Genomic DNA, 20,653 nt, shown 5'->3' with positions numbered 1-20,653 from the left:
AGAATGGCAAAAATTGGCGTTTTCATCTGTCACTGCGGCGAAAACATCGGCGCTAAAATAGACTGTACCAAACTCGTTTCGGCCATGAACGACCATCCGGGCGTATCGGTTTCAGTCGAATACAAGTATTTCTGCTCAGATCCCGGTCAGGAGAATGTGAAAAAAGCCATCAGGGAACACAATCTGACCGGAGTCGTGGTTGCCGCATGCTCTCCGAGAATGCATGAGGCAACCTTCCGAAAAGCCTGTGCGGAAGCCGGACTTAACCCTTATCTCTGCGAGATCGCCAACATCCGGGAGCAGTGTTCCTGGGTGCACACCGATCAGGATATGGCCACGGAAAAGGCTATTGAAATAACCCGCTCGCTCATCGAAAAAGTAAAGCTGAACAATGAGCTGCAACCTATAGAAGTCCCCGTAACAAAGAGAGCTCTGGTTATCGGAGGCGGCATAGCCGGAATCCAGGCCGCGCTCGATATCGCCAATGCCGGTCAGGAGGTGGTGCTTGTCGAACGGGAACCGTCACTTGGTGGCCATATGGCACAGCTTTCCGAAACCTTCCCCACTCTCGACTGTTCGCAGTGCATCATGACCCCGAGAATGGTTGAAGCCGCACAGCATCCGAAAATCCGTCTCCTGACCTACTCCGAAGTCGAACAGGTCGAAGGATTCATCGGCAACTTCAAGGTCAGGATCCGCCAGAAATCACGCTATGTGGACATGAAAGCCTGTACCGGATGCGGCGACTGCATCCAGAAATGTCCGCAGAAGAAAATCAGCGATGAATTCGACTGCAATCTCGGCAAGCGACCGGCGATCTATACGCCTTTCGCCCAGGCGGTACCGAACATACCGGTTATCGACAAGGAACACTGCACCTTTTTCAAAAACGGCAAGTGCAAGGTGTGCCAGAAGGTCTGCGAAACAGACGCCATCAATTTCGAGATGCAGGACGAGTTCCTCGAACTGGAAATAGGAGCCATTGTCGTGGCTACCGGTTTTCAGATTCAGAACACAGCCATGTACGGCGAGTACGGATACGGCAAATATGCCGATGTGATCACCGGCCTGCAGTTCGAACGCCTTGCCTCTGCCAGCGGACCGACCGCGGGAAAAATCAAGCGCCCCTCCGACGGTGTCGAACCCGAAACCATCGTCTTTATCCAGTGCGCGGGTTCACGGGATCCGTCAAAAGGAGTGAAGTACTGCTCGAAAATATGCTGTATGTATACAGCCAAACACGCCATGCTCTACGCGCACAAGGTCCATGGCGGAAAAGCCCATGTATTCTATATGGATATCCGGGCTGCCGGTAAAGGGTACGACGAATTCACCCGCCGGGCTATCGAAGAGGACGAAGCCTCCTACCTGAGGGGCCGGGTCAGCAAGGTCTGGAAAGAGAACGGCAAGCTCATGGTGCGCGGTGTCGATACCCTGCTGGGCAAACCTGTCGAAATCGCTGCCGACATGGTAGTGCTCGCTACGGCTATAACACCACAGCCTGATGCAAAGGAGTTTGCGAAGGTTGTCGGCATCGGCTGCGACGAATACGGCTTTTACAACGAGGCCCACCTCAAGCTTCGCCCTGTAGAAACCGCAACTGCAGGTATCTTTCTGGCCGGAGCATGCCAGTCGCCCAAAGACATTCCGGATTCGGTTTCCCAGGCCTCGGCCTGCGCAAGCAAGGTGATCGGCCTCTTCAGCCGGGATCAGCTCGAACGCGAGCCGGTAATCGCGGTCAATAACGAATCGACCTGTTCTGGCTGCTGGGGATGTGCCCTGGCCTGTCCGTACAATGCCATCGAGAAAAAGGATATTCTCAGCCGTTCCGGGGAGCTCATCAAACGGGTTGCCTTCATCAATCCGGGCCTCTGCCAGGGATGCGGCACCTGCGTAACTTTCTGCCGCTCGAACAGTATCGATCTGGCCGGATTTACCGAAAAACAGATATTCGCAGAAGTCATGGGACTTTAGCGGAGCGGAAAAAACGAATCAATAAACCGAACGTATGAGCGAACCATTCGAACCGAAAATCGTTGCTTTTGTCTGTACCTACTGCACCTATGCCGGAGCGGATCTTGCAGGCACCAGTCGTCTGAAATACCCTCCGAACATTCGCATGGTGCGGCTTCCCTGTACTGGAAGGATAAGCCCGATGTTCATTCTCAAGGCCCTGCAGAAAGGCGCTGACGGCGTGCTGGTGAGCGGCTGCCATCCCGGAGACTGCCATTTCACTCACGGCAACTATCATGCCCGGCGTCGGTGGACGGTGTTCCGTGCTCTCCTGAATTTTACCGGCATTCCGCTCGAACGTATCCGGTTCTCATGGATCAGCGCCGCCGAAGGGGTGAAATTCGCCGAACTCATCAGTAGCCTTACCGAAGACATCCGAAAACTCGGACCTTTCGACCAGTACAAGGCCATGATCCATGAAACCGAAACTCCGGTTTCGCTTTAAATTCTTATCAACAGCAATGAGTATACAGGAACAGTACAGAAAAAGAGCCGCTGAGCTGCTTGCTTCGGGTGAGGTGAAAATCATTATCGGATATGGTGCCGGTTCGACCCCCGACCGGCGACGAGCACTGTTTATCCGTTCGGCAGATGACGCTTCCCTGCTTCATGTTGACGCCGCATGCGACGCCAACCTTTCGGGCTATCTTGTAAGCGAAGGCCTCCTGAGCGACAGGAAGAAAGTCGGTATCTTTCTGAGGCCGGAGGGCATAAGAAGCGTCAATATCCTTGCCGCCGAATCCCAGCTCGACCCCCTTCAGATTGTCATTATCGGTTTCAATGTCGAGAACGGTTCACTCGCTGCTCTCCAGGGCAGCGGTGTCAATGATTTTTCCTCCCTGATCTCCACTCTGAAGGAGAGCCGTTCGACTCCCGAAGAGCAGGCACTCATCGAAAAAATCGAAGGGATGACGCCGGAAGAACGGTTTGCCTTCTGGCAGGCGGAATTCTCAAAATGCATCAAATGCTATGCCTGCCGTCAGGTTTGCCCTATGTGTTACTGCAAGCGCTGTATCGTCGACAACAACCAGCCGCAATGGGTACATACCTCTTCGCACACCCTTGGAAATTTCGAGTGGAACCTGGTCAGAGCCTTCCATCTTTCAGGTCGATGCGTCGAATGCGGAGGCTGCGACCGGGCCTGTCCCGTCAACATCCCTCTTCGCCTCATAAACCGGAGAATGGCCCAGGAGGTGCTTGACGCTTTCGACCATTTCTCAGGCATGAGCCACACCCAGGAACCGGTACTGGCAAGTTTCAAAAAGGACGATCCCGAGACCTTTATCCTCTAAGTAATCCGTATGACAAAAATCCTTTTACGTGACAGGCTCGACGACTGCATCTCCAGATGGCATGCTGCAGGTCTTGATGTTATAGGCCCTGTAAGCAAAAACAACATCTCGCAGTTCGACACAATCCAAAAAGCCGGCGAACTCGATTTCGGGATCATCCTGCCGGACAGAACCCTCAAGGATCTTTTCTTCCCCCAGACAGAGCCGATGTTCCGTTACCGCATCGGCAAACAGCAGATCGATACCGAAGAGTATCTTCCTCCCGGACGTCAGAGAATCGTTTTCGGAGCCAGGCCGTGCGATGTTTCGGCGATGGCGATAGACGATCCCCTCTTCGGATGGGATTACAAGGATACCTACTGGTTCAAGCGGAGAACCGAAACCGTCATTGTCACGATAGCATGTACGTCTGCCGATGAATTCTGCATGTGTACATCGCTGAAGCTTGCTCCGGACAGTCCCCAGGGCTCGGATATCCTGCTCCGGCCGCTCGAGGGCAACCGGGGATGGCTGGTCGAGGAACTTACCGAACGGGGACGAGACGCCTTCAGCCTTATCGAGGGACTCCTGGAGAATGCCACCGGAGATCCTCTGCCGCTGGCCGTTGTGCCGGTAAAATTCGATCTCGATGCCTGCAGGGAGTGGCTGCAGAACCCGGAGAATTTTGAAAGCCATTTCTGGAAAGAGATATCGATGCGCTGCATAGGCTGCGGTACCTGCACCTTCCTTTGCCCGACCTGCCACTGTTTCGATTTTCAGGACGAAGGCGACACCTATACGGGAATCCGGAGAAAAAACTGGGACAGCTGTTCCTTTGCACTCTTTACCATGCACACCTCGGGCCACAACCCCCGATCGACACAATCGGCCCGCTGGCGGCAGCGCATCATGCATAAATTCAATTATTTCCCCGGAAAATTCAGCCTTAACAGCTGCAGCGGATGCGGACGATGTACCCGCGAGTGTCCGGTGGACATGGGCATAACAGAAACCTTGCAAGAGATAACAAAATTATCGAAGTGACAGACAACACACAGAACGGACAGCAGAACATCTACAAGCCGGCGATCATGAAAGTCGTTCAGAAACGCGACGAAGCTCCCGGCGTCAAAACGTTGCGGCTCGAGTTTCAGGACCCGGCAGAACATGAACGGTTCAAAGAGCACTACCGAACCGGTATGTTCGGACTTTACGGAATCTTCGGCGAAGGCGAAAGCACCTTCTGCGTAGCCAGCCCGGAAACCCGTAAAGAGTATATCGAGTGCACCTTCCGCCAGTCGGGAAGGGTGACATCCTCGCTTGCCAGTGCCGAGATCGGTGATCTGGTAACCTACAGGGGCCCCTACGGCAACCGCTTTCCCATTGAAGAGTTCTACGGCAAAAACCTCCTCTTCATAGCCGGAGGTATCGCCCTGCCTCCAACACGCAGCGTTATCTGGTCGTGCCTCGACCAGCGAGACAAATTCGGCAAGGTGACCATTGTCTACGGAGCGAGAACCGTCGCCGACCTTGTCTACAAGCACGAGCTTGAAGAGTGGCAGAACCGCAGCGATATCGAACTGGTGCTGACGGTTGATCCCGGAGGAGAGTCGCCGGACTGGCAGCACAGGATAGGATTCGTGCCCTCCGTGCTTGAAGAGGCCGCTCCTTCGCCGGACAACTGCGTTGCAGTGCTGTGCGGGCCTCCGGTGATGATCAAGTTCACCCTGATATCACTGGGCAAGCTCGGCTTCAACGAAAAGAATGTCTATACCACGCTTGAAAACCGGATGAAATGCGGCGTCGGCAAATGCGGCAGGTGCAATGTCGGTTCGGTGTACATATGCAAGGAGGGGCCGGTCTTTACTGCCGCCGAAGTATCCCGGATGCCGGCGGGTGACCTGTAAGGCTAAAAATGGATGTGCAACCCACCGTCGCCAGAGCCTGAACCGAGGTATTCGATAGAACGGAGCTGCAGGAGCACGACAGGAAAATCCCTGTAGCGTTCCCCTGTTGTTCCGGTTTTACCCTTGACCCGGTAAAGGGCCCCGGGTTCAAGTCTTACCGTGCCGACTCCTGACGGCACAGGAATGGCAATGCCTTCTGTTGAAGCAGAAAAATTCTTCAACCAGGTATCGGAAAGAAAGACAAGCTCGTAGGCAACGTCGTCCTGCACGATGAAATTCCGGTTATCGATATCGACTCCGTGTTCCAGCGAAAACCCGCGAAGTGCAACCTCCATATCGAGGCGTCCCTCAACGGTTTTGTCGAAATACCGATCACACCCTTGAAGCAAAAAGAGCAGGAAAACGAACGAAAAAAGCACACTGAAATACTTCGGCATGAGAAAGGATTCTGTAAAGGGAATTTACGTAATCGATTATACAACCCGCATCTCCCTGCAAGATACGAAACATCAACCTGAATTCTGCTATCTGAGCCGGATACGGTAAAACCGCTCCGGCTGATGAAAATCGGGTTTTTCTTCAACGGCATTCCACCAGGGAAACAATCCATAACGCGCCTCCCCCGGAGCAGCGCAGCATTGAAGGGACAGGATGTCGCGATTTAAAAAGGGCTCCACCAGTTTAAACGAAAAGGTCATGCCAAATGCCCCTGTTTGCACGAAACGCTCCACATGCCCTATCCATGCCTCCTCGGAAAGCTGACTGAACCCTGCTTCCCGCACTCTCCGGTCACTGAATCGCAAAACGACCCAGTTTCCCGATGGCTGCATCTCGAATTCAAGGTATCCGCTCTCCGATTCCGCGTTCCCGATAAAGAGTTCCGATACCGGGCTTTTCCAGAGTTCATCGACAAAGTTTCCCGGCACCACTGACTCGTCCGGTGCAATGCTGGCCGAAAGTTCTCCGGATTCCGCCCTGGTTGTCCATCTAAGAAACGGAAGCGACGAATTCAGACGCGCATCCCGGAGACTCAGGAGCTGTTCGACATGAACGACAATCTCCGCAGGAAAGGCAAGATCTTCGGCAGAATATCCGGTCAGGCTGCCATGCAGCAGCGTTTCGGGAAAGTGCTCCCCCGAGCCTCCGACAGCGGGCTCTTCCCCTGGCTGCCAGAGCAGGCCCGCCCAGGCCTTAAGCTCATCCTGTCCTTCAGGCATTGACGACACGCCGCACGCATCAAGCTTCGCCCTGTCGAAAAGCCCTGTGCATTCGACTTCCAGTTCGAGGCGAACGCCGGCTTTTTCAATGGCATCTTTTCTCATTCTCGCCGCAAGGGCGAGCACATCGGATGAAGAGGCACCTCCGGTATTGTAGATAAAGTTCGCATGGTAATCGCTTACTGCGGCACCCCCTTCCCGCACTCCCTTGAATCCGAGTTCTTCGAATATCCGACCGCTGGGACGACCGGCATCATAGTTGTTCCTGAAGGTAGAGCCGCAGCTTGGGAAATCGAAATGGTGCCGACTGCGGCGCTCCTCTTCATAGCGGTCCATTTCGGCACGAATCTCTTCACGTGGTTTCGTGGCTGCGAAACGAAGCACTGCGGCAACTATGATCTGGCGGTTCTGCATAAGGGAGGTTTGCTTGTAACCGAGAAAAACCCCCTCTGCGGAGCGCCACTGCACCCGACCGAGCCGGTCAACGGTTACAACTGCCGAGGTCACTCCGGATATTTCACCTCCGAAACAACGCGCATTCATGCGTACCGTACTGCCGATCCGTCCAGGCAGCATGTGCAGCCACTCCCCTCCCGAGCGGCCTTTATCGAAAAGTTCTGCCGCAATTGCCGAATTTTCAGCTCCCGCCTCGCAGAACAGTTCATCTCCGGAGATCCAGAACATCCGGTTCATCCGCTCCATGGAAAGTACGATCCCCGGAAAAGGCTCATCGGAAAAGAGCATATTGCTGCCACTGCCCATAACCGCCAGAGGAAGCAGGTGCTCACGATTCCAGAGCAACAGGTTACCGATATGGCGGATTGTCTCCGGCAGGGCGAAGAACCGCGCAGTACCACCGATGCGGTAATAACTTTTTTCGCTGAGCGGTACATCCGCCTCAAAGGGACAGGGAAACGGTGATTCCTGCATCTGGCTCCGGGCTCTTTGGTTTTACATGAGGTAATCCGCCCTTAACATAACCATCCAGGCCTTGTTTACCAACCCCCCTCGTTTCCTGAAGGCGGCATTGGGCCGAACATGAGATACCCATTGCAGAGGGCTCTTCATTTTTTTATTTCATCATGAAATGCGTAAACTTCCCTTCAGTCCCAAAAAGGCCTGGAGCGATTGCGAACATCAAGCTGTATGCAACACAACTCCCATAGAAACCACATGGCAAAAAAAGCTTTATGCGTAGGGATAAACCGATTCCGCAACTACCCCTCGGCAACACTCAACGGGTGCGTCAATGATGCACACGAAATGAAAAAGCTTCTGACGGAGCACTTCGGTTTCAGCGCGAAGAAGGTGACTACCCTGACCGACTCGAAGGCAACAAAACAGAACATTATGGCCAAGCTTCGGGAGATGGTCGAGGGTGCCATTGCAGGAAAATACGATTATCTTGTTTTCAGCTTTTCCAGCCACGGCACCCAGGTGCCCGATACCGGCAATGATGAACCCGACCTTGCCGATGAAGCCTTCTGCCCGTACGATCTCAGAGAGAACGACGGACAGTGGCATGCCGAACATATCATTACCGATGACGAACTGAACCGTCTCTTTGCCGATCTTCCGGCACAGGTCACCCTTGAAGCGTTTTTCGATACCTGTCACAGCGGAACCGGATTGAGGGCTGTCGATTTCGCGGCCGAACGAAAACCCCGTTACCTCTCACCGCCCTCTATCGAGGCGTTTCTTCAAATAGAGGCGCTGAAACCTCGCGGCCTTCGCGACCTTCTTCCCGAAAATGAAAACATCCAACACATTCTCTGGGCCGGCTGCCAGGCTGATCAGACCAGTGCGGATGCCCTGATCGAGGGAGGCTGGCACGGTGCCTTCACCTATTTCCTCTGTCGTGAGATCCGGGCATCAGGCAACACAAAGACAAGGGAACTGGTGCTGAAAAACATCCGTACTGCCCTGAAATACGGCCGATATACCCAGATTCCTCAGCTTGAGTGCAACGATGCAAGAAAAACCTCCCCAAGTGGCTCATAAGGGCAATGCCGCACAGAATGAACCGGTGCTTTTTTTCTGAAAATTCTCTATCTTGGTGACGTTCTTTCGATAAATCCTCAAGCGGTCGCTATTTGTTTTCTCAACCCATGCACGAAACATCCATGCCAGACACTACCAAGAAAAGGGTGAACTTTGCCCTTGTTAAAATCATTACCGAACAGATCGATCTCTCTCCGGAAATCATAGAAGAAAACAAACCGGTTAAAATCAATGCCGGGCTGAACTTTGGTATTGACAACAAACAAAAGTTGCTCAAGGTACTTTTCAAAAATGTTTTTCTCCAGGACGACATGCCGTTCATCACTATTGAAACAGGCTGCATTTTCGCTTTCGATCCGGATTCATGGGGACTCTTCACCAACAACGATAACGGGCTGTTCGTACTCCCGAAAAATTTTGCCGGACATCTGGCCACACTGACCGCCAGCACGGCTCGGGGCATTCTGCACAATGCCACAGAAAGCACTCCGCTCAACCGGTTTTTCATCCCGGCAAACAACATCGAGGAAATGATAAAGGAACAGGTCACCCTTCCCCTGCAACCGGAAGAATGAATCCTTCGATGGCAATCCCCTTTCCATGAAGCCCCGGCAAAGTTCCGGGGCTTTGCCGTTTTCTCCGCTCCTGAAAAGGCATGCATACAGATGCCGCTTTCTGCAAATGAACGGCGAAGACAAGGGCGTGGAGGCGGATCAGGGAGAAGTAAAGCAGACAATAAAAAAGCCGCACGTTTTTGCATGTGCGGCTTTTTTGGTGGTGGGGACAGGACTTGAACCTGCAACCTTCGGGTTATGAGCCCGACGAGCTACCAATTGCTCCACCCCACGGTGTTTGTACTCTTAATGTAAGCAAAAATATTACATTTGCAAATAATTATTGTATCTGATTCCCGTTTATGTCGTTTCCCGACGGTTCAAGCAGAAAAAGCTTCCCCTCCTGACCCTCTACGGCGAGAATCATGCCCTGTGAAACCTCTCCCCTGATGGTGCGTTCGGCAAGATTGGCCACCAGAACTACCTGTTTGCCGACCATCTCCTCCGGGCTGTAGTGCTCGGCCACTCCGGCAAGCACCTGGCGGGTCTCCGGGCCGACCTTGAGCTGCAGCTTCAGCAGTTTTCCGGCTTTTTTGACCTTTTCGGCCGAAAGCACCGTTGCCGCCCGCAGGTCAACCTTCTGAAAATCATCAAAGCTGATTTCAGGCTTGAACGTCAGGCGTTCCAGAGCGGCTCCGGCCTCACGTTTTTCTGTCTCGGCAAGCAGTCGCTCGATTTTTTTCAGTTCAGGCTCTATATCGGCATCCTCGATCTTGGTAAAGAGAATTTCGGACTGTTTCCTGATACGGTGTCCCTGTTGGAGCTGTGGAGAGAGCAATCCGGAGAAAAGCGACTGCCCGCATACGATGGTCTCTTCGATTGAGCCTTCGAGCCCCAGCATGGAACGGATTCGGCCTGCGGTATCAGGAATTACAGGATAAAGCGCGACGGAAAGTGCCTGACAGAGATTGAGGGAAAGCGCCATGGTTCTGGCTGCGGCTGCAGGATCGGTTTTTATAACTTTCCAGGGTTCGGACTCGGTGAGAAAGCGGTTTGCAGCCCTGGCGATCTCCATACCGAGCGAAACGGCTTCCCTGAAATGACACTGTTCGAAGGCCTGGTCAAGTTTTCCCAGGGTTTCATGCCATTCGATACCGAGTGTATTCCACTCTTCATCGCTGCAGGCATGAGGCACGACACCCTCGAATCGTGAATTGGTAAAATCAACTGACCGTTTAATGAAATTGCCGAGCGTATCGGCCAGCTCGCCATTGGTCCGGTTCTGAAAATCCTGCCAGCTGAAATCGGTATCCTTGTTTTCAGGATAGTTCATGGCAATGCTGTAACGAAGCGTGTCTGCTGGAAATTTCTCAAGAAACTCTCCGAGATAGACCGCATAGTTCCTCGATTTAGAGAATTTCCGGCCTTCGAAGTTCATGAATTCCGATGCAGGAACGTTATCGGCCAGATTGTAGATACCATTTTCGCGTCCCTCGTTCCATGCCATCAGGATAGCAGGAAACATGAGGGTATGAAACACGACGTTATCCTTGCCGATAAAATTTACGATTCTCGACTCCGGATCCTGCCAATACGCTCTCCAGAGGCTTTCATCGCCTACCTGAGCCGCCCACTGACGGGTGAATGAAATATAGCCAAGAACGGCATCGAACCATACATAGAGTACCTTCCCCTGAGCTTCGCGATCTGATATCGGTAGTTCGATACCCCAGCTGAGGTCCCGGGTGATCGCCCGGTCGCTCAGTCCCTGTTTCAGCCAGGTACGAGTATAATTCACAACGTTAGGGCGCCACACACTATACTGCTCTTTTTCGAAACTCTCAGGAGAGATTTTTTGCGAGTCATGCGTATCCACATATTCTTCGAGCGCTTCCTGAAACCTTCCCAGCGGGAAAAACCAGTGCATGGTGTCACGCAGCTCGGGCGTTGCATTGGAAAGCTTGCTCTTCGGATTCAGGAGCTCCGTCGGACTCAGATGGGTACCACACTGTTCGCACTGATCACCGTTGGCCTCCGGATTGCCGCAGATGGGACAGGTTCCGGTAACATAGCGGTCTGAAAGAAAACGATTGGCTTCAACGTCGAAAAACTGCTTTTCGGTTTTTCGGCGAAAAATCCCCTTTTTCTCGATTTCAAGGAAAAACTCTTTCGCGGTTTCATGATGTCCGACCGAAGAAGTTCTGCCGTAATAATCGAAAGAGATGCCGCATTTACGGAAAGCGTCGTGGTTCATTCGATGGTACCGGTCAACCACATCCTGGGGTGAAATCCCCTCTTTTTCCGCCGTTATGGTAATAGGCACGCCATGCTCATCGGAGCCGCCTATATGAATGACATCTTCCCCCTTGAGCCTTTTATAGCGAACATAGATATCCGCCGGTAGATAAACCCCAGCCAGATGGCCAAGGTGTACCGGGCCGTTTGCGTATGGAAGGGCCGTAGTGACGAGAGTTCTTTTAACGGGATGCATCATGGATAGAAAAAAAATACAGAAAACGGCAGATCAGGGAATCCCGTTCTTGAGGAAAACCGCAATACTGCCGGTTTACGGGGTTACAGTTATTTTTTTACGAAAAGGGTACGACACTTGTCGAAAGGAATTTTCCGTTTCTGGTCGTTCCTGATATAGCGAAGCAGAACCAGTTTTTTTTGCATATCGACACTTTCGATTACGGCATCGCCCGATGGTGTTGAAACCTTGCTGCCCACAGGCGGCACCGAAGGAGGAAGCCCGGAAACCTGTGCATGTGACCGGTCATGTTTTGAATAACCCAGACAGCATTTCGGACGGTTACAGATACCGGTAATGTTGAAAGCGTGAGTGTCGCTGCAGTTGTTGTCGGGATACTGCGACTTGTCGGCAAATGGGTTTGCATGTATTTTCGGCAGCCAGCTCGAACAGCAGAGCAGGCAGCCGCATGGCCCGAATGAATTTGCACGTCGAGCTTCCTCGCGAGTTGTAATCTGCACCATCTGGATTCTTGCCTTGAATTCACCGGCCAGATCGCGCACCAGTGAACGAAAATCGACCCGATGGGCAGACGTGTAATAGACGGAAAGTTTCTGCTGATCCATACGAAGCTCGACATCGACAAGTTTCAGGTCGAGATCATGTTTTTTAACCTTGGCGGTACAGACGTCGCGAATCTCATCCTTGCGTCGCTGCAGTTCGGCAATAACCAGCGAATCCTGCTCGTCGGCAAGGCGCATTATATCAAGCCGCTCGGTTCCCGGCTTGTCAAGTCCTTTGAGTTTCAGTTTTTTCAGGGCGATCAGGCCGGTTGAATACACAATGCCATAATCGTAACCGCCATCCGTAGCAACGATAACCTGCTGGCCCACACAAAGGACGATACCCTCCGGATTATTGAAAAACTCTCTTCGGCAACCCTGAAGCTCCACTTCACAGATATAGAGGGTTCCCGCTTCATCCGGATCCTGTCCGTATATCTCCGCGATTTCGCTGTGCAGCAGCTGCGACAACCGGAGCCTTACTTTTGCGTTTTCACCAAGCAGGCAACTGCAGATAACATTACTCATAACAACAGATGAATTAAATTCGCTATTTCAATGCGGTTCTCCCACCTTCAAGCCGGCTCGCCTTGCCGGAATCATCATCTCCCGATACCGAACAGCCTTCTGTACCGTTCCACTTTTCTGTTGATCGATTCTCGGCCATGAATCACAATCCGGCTCTCATCGAGAGAACGGTTCATGACCAGGGCTTTCAGGCCGTCGAGATGATCTTCCGTAGTCTGCCGCATCATCGAGGTAAGTTCGCCCGGAGAGGGGCAATCGGCGGAAGTAACCAGAAGCGGCGGTCTGAAGGAAAGCAGCAGTTCGGGTTTCTGTTCTTCAAGATATTCAATCCTGCTGACAACTGAAACAAGGTAAAGGGCACTCTTTCTGTGAAGAACACGCGAAACGATACCGGCAGTTCCTTTAAAGAAAAAAAGCGGGCGCCGATCTACATGTTCGATACGTCCCTGAGGAAAAAGCCAGAGTGCATTCTGGCTTTTTGAAGGGGCTGTCAGGAGCCCGGCGGCATAGTCGAGACTCCTTAGCGCACTTCTCGCATTGGTGCGATCTATGGAAAAAGCTCCGAGACGTGTGAAAAAACGATGCCGGTTCAGCTGCGGGTATTCGATGATGATATGGAGGTTCTGCCGGAAAAACTCTTCGGTGCAGAGCTGCGACCAGAAGCCATCCCACCAGTATGCGTGGTTACAGTAAAACACAACCGGAATGCCGGTATCCATCTCCGGCACTCCGGGGTCCATGAAAACACGGAGCGTATTAAAATATCGTCTGAACTGCCGGCGTGAATACCACCCGAACCAGATGGTATGGAGCCGGCTTCGACGGACCTTCAACATCCGCCGCCCCTTACTGAAAGGCTTTTCTGATACGGTTAACCGCTTCTTCAAGCGCCGTAATCGAAGCCGCATAGGAAAGGCGCAGGTTTTCCGGAGCTCCGAACGCATCTCCGGGAACCGTTGCAACAAAGTGATCCCTGAGCAGATATTCGGCGACGTCTGCCGAATCCTTCATGAGCATGCCATTGAAGGTTTTGCCGAGCACTCCTGCAATAGAGGGAAAAATATAAAATGCGCCCTGGGGCATGGCGGTTCTGAACCCCGGGATACTGTTGAGCGCTTCGTACATGTAGTCTCGCCGTTTTTCGAATTCGCGGCGCCGTTCTTCGACAATACTCTGGTCGCCGGAAAGTGCCGCAACGGCGGCTTTCTGGGCAATGGCGTTCGGGTTCGAAGTGGTCTGGGACTGGATCTTGTCGCAGGCGTCGATCAGCCATTTCGGTCCGGCAAGATAACCGATTCTCCAGCCGGTCATGGCGTAGGTTTTCGAGACGCCGTTGCTGACGATAACCCAATCCTTCATTTCAGGAATACGTGCCGGGGAGAACGGACGGACATCTCCGTAAACAATCATGTCGTACATCTCATCAGAGACGACAAATATATTTCTGCCTTCGACCACCTTCATGAGTGCCCGTACCTCGGCTTCACTGTAAACCGATCCAGTAGGATTGGAGGGTGAATTGAGCACAAGGATCCTTGTTTTCGGCGTAATGGCCCTTTCGAGCTGGTCCGGCGTCATCTTGTACTCACTCTCCAGTGTAGTGTGCACGATAACCGGGTCGGCTCCGGCCAGGCGCACCATCTCGGGAAAGCTCACCCAGAAAGGAGCCGGTACGATAACCTCATCACCCTCCTGACAAAGCGCAAGAAAGGTGTTGGCGAGGGTCTGCTTGCCACCGTTGCTTACAATGATCTCGTTTTCCTGAAACTCGAGACCGTTGTCGCGACGGAATTTCTCCTGAATGGCCTTTTTCAGCTCAGAAATACCGGAATTTGCCGTATAACGGGTAAATCCCGATCGGATTGCGTCGATTCCTGCCTGATTGACATGATCGGGTGTCGGAAAATCCGGTTCACCGGCAGAAAGACTTACGATATCCTTCCCTTCAGCCTTCATTTTATTGGCAAGAGCGGTAATGCGCATGGTCTGCGACTCCTGCATGCTGAGCACCCGACGGGTGAGGTACTGATGACCGGGAATATTATTGGTAGACATTTGTTTAGTTCTTAATTCTTGGGTTTATGTTTTTTTGATTCGTCAAGTTTTCGGTGAAGGCTCTCGAGCACAGATGGATGTACAAATTTACTGACATCTCCCCCGAGCATGGCAACCTCCCTGATTATCGAAGAAGCCACATAGGTGTACTTGACGTTAGGCATCAGAAACACCGTGGTCACTTCCGGGTAAAGATGGCGATTCAGGAGGGATATCTGGAATTCGTACTCGAAATCCTTGACCTGCCGTACCCCCCTGATGATGGCCCGGGCGCCTTTCTGGCGGGCATAATCGGCAAGCAGACCGTCATGAAGCACCTCCACGCTTACGGCCGGATATTCCTCGATGATTTCCCGGATCATCGCGAAGCGCTCTTCGACACTGAAGAGGGTTTTTTTCTGGCTGTTTTCAGCTATGACCACAACAACCTCCTGAAAAATATTCAGAGCCCGCTCGAGTACATCGAGATGCCCGTTTGTAAAGGGATCGAACGTTCCGGGATAAATAGCTTTCTGTGTCATGAAGAACCCTCGTGATGCTGAAAAAAAGTTACCCTTGTCATGCCGTAGTCCTTATGCATCAGGTAATACGGCGAATCGTGAAAATCCAGATCGGCCTGGTGCTCCACAAGAAGCAGGCCTTCATCGACAAGCATTCCGTTTCCGGCTATCCGCTCGATGAGGCGATCATAATCCGGCCAGCTGTAGGGCGGATCACAGAAAACGAGATCGAAAGGCTCCTCGGTTCGATCGAGAAACACCGTCACATCAGAGCGGACTATGGCAACATCATCGGATACGCCAAACCGGGAGGCCGTAACCTGCATGGATGTAAGGGCTTGCGGGTTGCGATCCACAAAGCTGACGAACCCGGCACCCCTGCTCAGAGCCTCAAAACCCATATTGCCGAATCCGGCAAAGAGATCGAGCACGGCAATCCCTTCAAAATCAATCCGTACGGCAAGCGTATCGAACAACGACTTTTTAACCCTGCTGCTGCAGGGGCGAATATCGCGCGATGGAGTGCTTGTTAGTTTGTGGCCCCGGTATGTTCCGGCAAGAATCTGCACGAAAAACCTCAGACCGGAAAATCGCCGAACCGGGTTTCACCGAGCAGCTCAAGAGCTCTGTTGGCATCATCCTTTGATGGAGGCTTTCCGTGCCAATTCGATCCATCTGCCATCGTCCCCTCAAAGAAAGGCACACCCTTGCCCATCAGGGTTTTGGCAAGCACGACCGAAGGCTTTTTGCGGTCGTTCATCTCAAGAATCCGCTCGACGACTGCGATAAAGGCATCGATATCATTGCCGTCGCAGCTGAACACCTCCCAGCCAAAAGCCCTCCATTTATCGGCGAACGGCTCGATATTCATAATCTTCTGTACCTCACCGTCGATCTGCGCATTATTGTAATCGACGACTCCGATCAGATTGCCGAGCCCGTAATGCGCGGCGCTCATGGCGGCTTCCCATATCTGCCCCTCCTGACACTCCCCGTCTCCCATGAGACAGAACACCCTGTTCCGGCGGCCGTCTATGCGGTTGCCCAGCGCAGCGCCCACGGCAGCTGATAGCCCCTGGCCGAGCGAACCCGATGCGATCCTGATTCCGGGCAGCCGGGCCTCGGAGGTCGGATGCCCCTGAAGATAGGAGTTGACCTGCCGGAGCGAAGCGAGTTCAGCGAGAGGAAAATATCCTGCACGGGCAAGCACACTGTACCAGACCGGGGCGATGTGGCCATTGGAAAGAAAAACCATATCCTCGTCGTCATGCTCCCAGAAACCATGGGGATTCTGCCGAAGCAGCCTGAAATAGAGCGCAGTAAAAATATCGGCCATGCCGAGCGAGCCCCCCGTATGACCGGAATTGGCTATGGCAAGCATCCTGATGATGTCCCTGCGTACCTGTGTGGCCATGGTTTTAAGATCTTCGGTGGAAGCAAGCTCGAGAAGCTCGCCTTTTTTGTCAGCCGGATACAGAGCTAAATCTTTTGCCATTGTTATCAGAGCAACATTCTTGGGAATTAACGAACCTGAACCTGAAGTTAACGGGCCCGGGGCATAAATAATAAAAAAAATTCACTCGCCTCCCGGTTTTCTTTCCCGCAGAAACCTCCACAGCGAGAAAAAAAGAAAACCGAGAAAAAGAACGGAAACAGGAATACTGTAGACGGCTGCATAACGGCCGATCTCCTGCCAGTTTCTGCCCAACAGGAGACCGCCATAAAGCAGAAGAACATTCCAAAGGGTAGCGCTTGTGGCTACGGCAAGAAGCACGAAGGGAATTTTCAGGTGCATCAGACCGGCCATGACTGAAATAACAGCCCGTGATCCGAAAAGAAAGCGGTTAACCAGTACGGCAAGATAACCGTGGGTGGAAAACCTGCTGCGAAGCAGCTCCATGTCGGAAGGCGGAAAAAACCGGTGCACACTTTTCGCGAGCCGGTGCTGCACTGCACCGCCATCTTCCGAATAGATTTTCATACCGAAATGACGGCTCAGGAGGAAAATGAGCATGAAGCCGGCCGTCGAGCCCAGTGATGCTGAAAAAAGTGCTGCAGGAAAAGAGATGGCGGTGTAATGGATCAGATACCCGATGAAGGCCACAGGCACATCACCGGGTATCGGCGGTATGACGTTTTCGAAAAAAGCGATGCAAAACAGAAACAGATAGACTGCAACGGGATCCGCATGCTGCAGATAAGCAATTACCGAATCAAGCATGAATTTATCCGGGTCTCTCTGTATGAATTCAGTCAGTCGAGCTCAAGCACTCTTCTCTGCACTTCGCTGTATGCATCTTCAACGCCGCCAAGATCGAAGCGAAAACGGTCCTTGTCCATTTTCTCGTTGGTATCGAGGTCCCAGAATCTGCAGGTGTCGGGGCTTATTTCATCACCGAGAAGAATTTTGTCGTGATGGCGTCCGAATTCCAGCTTGAAATCGACCAGCTTGAGCTTTCTCTGGGCAAAAAACTCCCTGAGTACCAGATTGATGGCTTCAGCCTGTTTTCTGAGCACCGAAAGCTCCTCATAGGTTGCCACACCGAGGGCAACAGCATGAGATTCGTTCATGAGAGGATCATCGAGATCGTCGTTCTTCAGATAAAACTCGACAATAGGCACGTCAAGCACCGTGCCTTCAGTGAATCCGTACCGCTTTACCAGCGACCCGGCGGCGATGTTGCGCACAACAACCTCAACCTTGATTATATCGAGCCTTCGGCACAGCATGTCTCGCTCCGAAAGCTTTTCGACAAGATGGGTCTTGACCCCGTGCGCTTCAAGCAGGGTAAAGAGTTTGCAGGAAATGGCGTTGTTGACGACGCCCTTGTCGGCAATAGTGCCTTTTTTCTTGTTATTGAACGCCGTAGCATCGTCCTTGAATTCCTGTATGACAAGGTCGCTCTCTTCGGTCAGAAAAACTTTTTTCGCCTTGCCCTCATGCAGCAGTGTTGTCTTTTGCATACCCCTTTGGTTGAATAGAAAAATAATTACCGGAAACGCCCCCACCCGGAACGGTTCCTTTGCCAAAAACCACCTGATTCTTCCCGCCCTTCAGGCCTGCTTTCCGTTTTCGTTTTCCGGGTTTTCGTGGCCTGAAGCCGCCTGCTGGACCGCTCCGGTCAGTACGATGGTGATCTGCTCATCGGTCAGACCCTTGTCCTTGAGAAAGCTCATGAACCTGAACACACCGAGATCCGAAAGCATTGCCCTCGGAAGATCGCTTCCGCATAGTCCCCTCGTTAGGCCATACTCGCGTGAAGTCATGATCCAGTCCTCGATAAACTCTTCGGATTTGCCTTTTTCCAGAAAGAAACCGGTCACGATCCGCTCTACATCGCTCTCTGCCGGCTCGGGATGAGCCTGGAAAAGCAGCTGCATCTCTTCGGAAATTCTTGCCAGTACAATAACGGCTTCCCTGTCAAGAGCCTCTTCAAGAATATCCTTTGCCTGCTTCTTGACATCCGACTTGTGAGTCATACTGTTATCTGGATCAATGGATAGAGAAAACCTGAATGATAACGCAAAAAAAAACCTGAATAGACCTACATTTTACAATAGTAAAGAAAAAATCTTGCAAAGATAAGCGATTATGAAGAAAACCCTCTTCTGCATTTTCCTCTTTTCGGTACAGCTGGCGCCATTCCTGAGCCCACATGCCGCAGCGGAAAGCCCTCACTCACTCCTGCTTATGTGGTGGAATATTGAAAACCTTTTTGACACCAGCAACGACCCGTCGTCCGAAGATGACGAGTTCACCCCTAAAGGCCGCATGGAATGGACAGAAAAAAAACTCCAGCTAAAACAGCTTCGTATACGCCGTGTGCTCGATACCATTCAAGCCTCTCCGGATTATCGCCGCTATCCTGATATCCTGGCCTTTGCTGAAACGGAAAATCGAGGGGTATTTACCGGTTCGCTCCGAAAAACCGGCACTGCCGACTATAAAACTATCTACTACGAGTCGGCCGATCCACGCGGCATCGACATCGGCCTGGCCTATAACCCCCGAAGTGTACGGCTGACCTCATCGAAAGCTTACCGGGTACCCATCGACAACGACAAACCAACCCGCCATATCGTCGTGGCCGGTTTCACTGCATACGGTCATGCGTTCCATGTCATGCTCAACCACTGGCCTTCACGCGCTTTCGACAGGGAGTGGAGCGAACAGAAACGCATTGCTGCGGCAAGGGTCGCCCGGCATATTGCCGACAGCCTTCGCAGGACAGACACAAAAGCCGACTTCATCGTTATGGGCGATTTCAACGACGAACCGGAAAACCGCTCCCTGAGGCAGGTACTGGGTTCGTCGGGGGACGGAGAAAAAGTCCTCTCGGCCTGCAGCTCGCTTCTCTACAACTGCTGGAGCGGCTACGGCGGCATCGGCAGCTACTCCTACCGGAACCGCTGGGAACGGATCGATCAGATACTGCTCTCATGCGGCATGCTGGATAAAAAAGGCCTCTCGGTACCGGATCGGCCGTTCCGCTGCTTTTATTTTCCGGACATGCTCGATAGATCCGGAAACAGACCCTACTCGACCTACTACAAAGGGAAATTCAAAGGGGGGTACTCCGACCACCTGCCGCTGCTTCTGAAGGTCACCCTGGAAGCGGACTGAAGAAGGCTCCTTTTTCCAAATGAGAAAAGGCGCAGCATCCCTCAGGCGGAACCTTTTGAGGCCAGTGCCACAAAGTAATCTTCGAGATGACGAGTCCCCTTCCGGGGGGCCACGCTGTCGATCCTGCTTACCGACAGGGCGAAAGCGATGATATCTGCAATATCGCGATTGATGAAGCGTGCAAAGACAAGAAGCAGATCGCCGATCCACAGAGGGATCGGGACGGTAACCGGTACGCGACCAGCAATCCGCGCGGCAAGTTCGGCAACCTCCCGGAAAGAATAAATATCTGGTCCGCCGGCATCGATCTCTTTTTCAGGACTTTCGGCCGCATCTACGCAGATTTTGGCAAGATCGGCCCCATGAATCGGATTGGATCGTTTGTCGCCATCACCAATGAGCACCATGAATCCCGAATTCACCATATTAATGAACTGCCCCATATCGGAAAAATAGCCGGTCGGACGGATCACCGTATAATCGATACCGGAATTGCGCAACTCTTCGACAAACTGTTCATGAGCCCGGATATTGGATATATCCATCATTTTTTCAGCATTGAACACCGAAATGTAGATGAATTTCTTCACTCCGGCAGCAAGTGCGCGCTCAAGAATCCTCCGGTTCCCCTCGTAATCGATATCAAAACTGCTATGCCTGAAATCCGGGCGGGTCATGCCAAGCGACGAAAATACGATATCGACACCTTTGCACAGGCCTTCAAGCGTTTCAGGCCGGGTCACATCACCGGTCACGATTTCGTCGACAAGATCGTGAATCTGCGGCTCACCGTGTTCCCCCGCCGTTTTGATTTTTTCGGGATTCCGCACCAGGAGGCGCACGCCGTAACCCCGTTCTTTGAACTCTTTGGCGGCATACCTTCCAATATAACCCGACCCCCCGGCAACAAGTACTTTTTTCACAGGAAGCTTATGTTGTTATCAGGCCAC

Annotated in this window: 21 protein-coding genes and 1 tRNA gene; 8 read left to right on the top strand and 14 right to left on the bottom strand. The window is 52.4% G+C overall.

Going from position 1 to position 20,653, the window contains the following annotated elements:
• Nucleotides 1-3: 3 nt before the first annotated feature.
• The 5 genes from K9G39_RS02195 to K9G39_RS02175 are packed head-to-tail and all read left to right on the top strand — an operon-like array spanning nt 4 to nt 5,191.
• Nucleotides 4-1,974 (top strand): CoB--CoM heterodisulfide reductase iron-sulfur subunit A family protein, encoded by a 1,971-nt coding sequence (locus tag K9G39_RS02195; protein WP_292003292.1) that lies wholly within the window; start codon nt 4-6, stop codon nt 1,972-1,974.
• A gap of 34 nt (nt 1,975-2,008) precedes the next feature.
• A complete protein-coding gene (locus K9G39_RS02190) occupies nt 2,009-2,458 on the top strand; it encodes a hydrogenase iron-sulfur subunit (RefSeq protein WP_292003291.1) in 450 nt (149 codons plus the stop codon).
• A 16-nt stretch (nt 2,459-2,474) separates the two neighbouring features.
• Nucleotides 2,475-3,305: a 4Fe-4S dicluster domain-containing protein gene (locus K9G39_RS02185; protein ID WP_292003290.1), complete on the top strand. Its 831-nt coding sequence runs from the start codon at nt 2,475-2,477 to the stop codon at nt 3,303-3,305.
• A gap of 9 nt (nt 3,306-3,314) precedes the next feature.
• The gene (locus K9G39_RS02180) at nt 3,315-4,328 is read left to right on the top strand and encodes a 4Fe-4S dicluster domain-containing protein (protein WP_292003289.1); all 1,014 of its coding nucleotides are present in this window, start codon (nt 3,315-3,317) and stop codon (nt 4,326-4,328) included.
• A gap of 47 nt (nt 4,329-4,375) precedes the next feature.
• Nucleotides 4,376-5,191: an FAD/NAD(P)-binding protein gene (locus K9G39_RS02175; protein WP_292003368.1), complete on the top strand. Its 816-nt coding sequence runs from the start codon at nt 4,376-4,378 to the stop codon at nt 5,189-5,191.
• A gap of 2 nt (nt 5,192-5,193) precedes the next feature.
• On the opposite strand, the gene K9G39_RS02170 is transcribed toward K9G39_RS02175, so the two are convergent.
• Both K9G39_RS02170 and murB read right to left on the bottom strand, forming a co-directional pair.
• Nucleotides 5,194-5,628: a hypothetical protein gene (locus K9G39_RS02170; protein WP_292003288.1), complete on the bottom strand. Its 435-nt coding sequence runs from the start codon at nt 5,626-5,628 to the stop codon at nt 5,194-5,196.
• 87 nt (nt 5,629-5,715) lie between these two features.
• The gene (gene murB, locus K9G39_RS02165; protein WP_292003287.1) at nt 5,716-7,338 is read right to left on the bottom strand and encodes a UDP-N-acetylmuramate dehydrogenase; all 1,623 of its coding nucleotides are present in this window, start codon (nt 7,336-7,338) and stop codon (nt 5,716-5,718) included.
• A gap of 243 nt (nt 7,339-7,581) precedes the next feature.
• Between murB and K9G39_RS02160 the strand changes: the two genes are divergently transcribed.
• Both K9G39_RS02160 and K9G39_RS02155 read left to right on the top strand, forming a co-directional pair.
• Entirely contained in the window at nt 7,582-8,409 is an 828-nt protein-coding gene (locus K9G39_RS02160) for a caspase family protein (RefSeq protein WP_292003286.1), read from the top strand.
• A gap of 122 nt (nt 8,410-8,531) precedes the next feature.
• Nucleotides 8,532-8,984 carry a hypothetical protein gene (locus tag K9G39_RS02155; RefSeq protein ID WP_292003285.1) on the top strand — a complete coding sequence of 151 codons (453 nt, stop codon included), beginning with the start codon at nt 8,532-8,534 and terminating at the stop codon, nt 8,982-8,984.
• A 197-nt stretch (nt 8,985-9,181) separates the two neighbouring features.
• Here K9G39_RS02155 and K9G39_RS02150 read toward each other — a convergent pair.
• The 11 genes from K9G39_RS02150 to K9G39_RS02100 all read right to left on the bottom strand — a co-directional run bounded on the left by K9G39_RS02150 (nt 9,182) and on the right by K9G39_RS02100 (nt 18,559).
• Nucleotides 9,182-9,257, bottom strand: a tRNA-Met gene (locus tag K9G39_RS02150).
• A 46-nt stretch (nt 9,258-9,303) separates the two neighbouring features.
• Nucleotides 9,304-11,454, bottom strand: a complete 2,151-nt coding sequence (gene metG, locus K9G39_RS02145; RefSeq protein WP_292003367.1) for a methionine--tRNA ligase — start codon at nt 11,452-11,454, stop codon at nt 9,304-9,306.
• A gap of 89 nt (nt 11,455-11,543) precedes the next feature.
• Nucleotides 11,544-12,524, bottom strand: a complete 981-nt coding sequence (locus K9G39_RS02140; RefSeq protein WP_292003284.1) for a PSP1 domain-containing protein — start codon at nt 12,522-12,524, stop codon at nt 11,544-11,546.
• Nucleotides 12,525-12,598: 74 nt separating this feature from the next.
• Complete coding sequence (locus K9G39_RS02135) at nt 12,599-13,360, bottom strand: lysophospholipid acyltransferase family protein (protein WP_292003283.1); 762 nt, start codon at nt 13,358-13,360, stop codon at nt 12,599-12,601.
• 10 nt (nt 13,361-13,370) lie between these two features.
• On the bottom strand, nt 13,371-14,579 hold the full coding sequence (locus tag K9G39_RS02130; protein ID WP_292003282.1) for a pyridoxal phosphate-dependent aminotransferase: 1,209 nt from the start codon (nt 14,577-14,579) through the stop codon (nt 13,371-13,373).
• A gap of 11 nt (nt 14,580-14,590) precedes the next feature.
• Nucleotides 14,591-15,100, bottom strand: a complete 510-nt coding sequence (gene coaD, locus K9G39_RS02125; protein WP_292003281.1) for a pantetheine-phosphate adenylyltransferase — start codon at nt 15,098-15,100, stop codon at nt 14,591-14,593.
• The gene (gene rsmD, locus K9G39_RS02120; protein WP_292003280.1) at nt 15,097-15,648 is read right to left on the bottom strand and encodes a 16S rRNA (guanine(966)-N(2))-methyltransferase RsmD; all 552 of its coding nucleotides are present in this window, start codon (nt 15,646-15,648) and stop codon (nt 15,097-15,099) included. The genes coaD and rsmD overlap by 4 nt, the downstream gene beginning before the upstream one ends.
• Before the next feature lie 8 nt (nt 15,649-15,656).
• Nucleotides 15,657-16,574, bottom strand: coding sequence for a transketolase (locus tag K9G39_RS02115; RefSeq protein ID WP_292003279.1), 918 nt, complete (start codon nt 16,572-16,574; stop codon nt 15,657-15,659).
• 81 nt (nt 16,575-16,655) lie between these two features.
• On the bottom strand, nt 16,656-17,300 hold the full coding sequence (locus K9G39_RS02110) for a VTT domain-containing protein (protein ID WP_292003278.1): 645 nt from the start codon (nt 17,298-17,300) through the stop codon (nt 16,656-16,658).
• Between the two features lie 32 nt (nt 17,301-17,332).
• Complete coding sequence (purC, locus tag K9G39_RS02105; RefSeq protein ID WP_292003277.1) at nt 17,333-18,043, bottom strand: phosphoribosylaminoimidazolesuccinocarboxamide synthase; 711 nt, start codon at nt 18,041-18,043, stop codon at nt 17,333-17,335.
• 90 nt (nt 18,044-18,133) lie between these two features.
• Nucleotides 18,134-18,559 (bottom strand): RidA family protein, encoded by a 426-nt coding sequence (locus K9G39_RS02100; RefSeq protein WP_292003276.1) that lies wholly within the window; start codon nt 18,557-18,559, stop codon nt 18,134-18,136.
• 112 nt (nt 18,560-18,671) lie between these two features.
• Here K9G39_RS02100 and K9G39_RS02095 point away from each other — a divergent pair, with 112 nt between their 5' ends.
• Nucleotides 18,672-19,703 carry an endonuclease/exonuclease/phosphatase family protein gene (locus tag K9G39_RS02095; protein ID WP_292003275.1) on the top strand — a complete coding sequence of 344 codons (1,032 nt, stop codon included), beginning with the start codon at nt 18,672-18,674 and terminating at the stop codon, nt 19,701-19,703.
• A 41-nt stretch (nt 19,704-19,744) separates the two neighbouring features.
• Here K9G39_RS02095 and K9G39_RS02090 read toward each other — a convergent pair whose 3' ends face one another.
• Nucleotides 19,745-20,626 carry an SDR family oxidoreductase gene (locus tag K9G39_RS02090; protein ID WP_292003274.1) on the bottom strand — a complete coding sequence of 294 codons (882 nt, stop codon included), beginning with the start codon at nt 20,624-20,626 and terminating at the stop codon, nt 19,745-19,747.
• Nucleotides 20,627-20,653 lie beyond the last annotated feature (27 nt).

The sequence above is a fragment of the Chlorobium sp. genome, assembly GCF_021740465.1.
In the GTDB taxonomy this organism is placed as follows: domain Bacteria; phylum Bacteroidota; class Chlorobiia; order Chlorobiales; family Chlorobiaceae; genus Chlorobium.
Note: the sequence above shows the minus strand (reverse complement) of the source record. Positions and strands in the feature narration are given on the sequence as shown.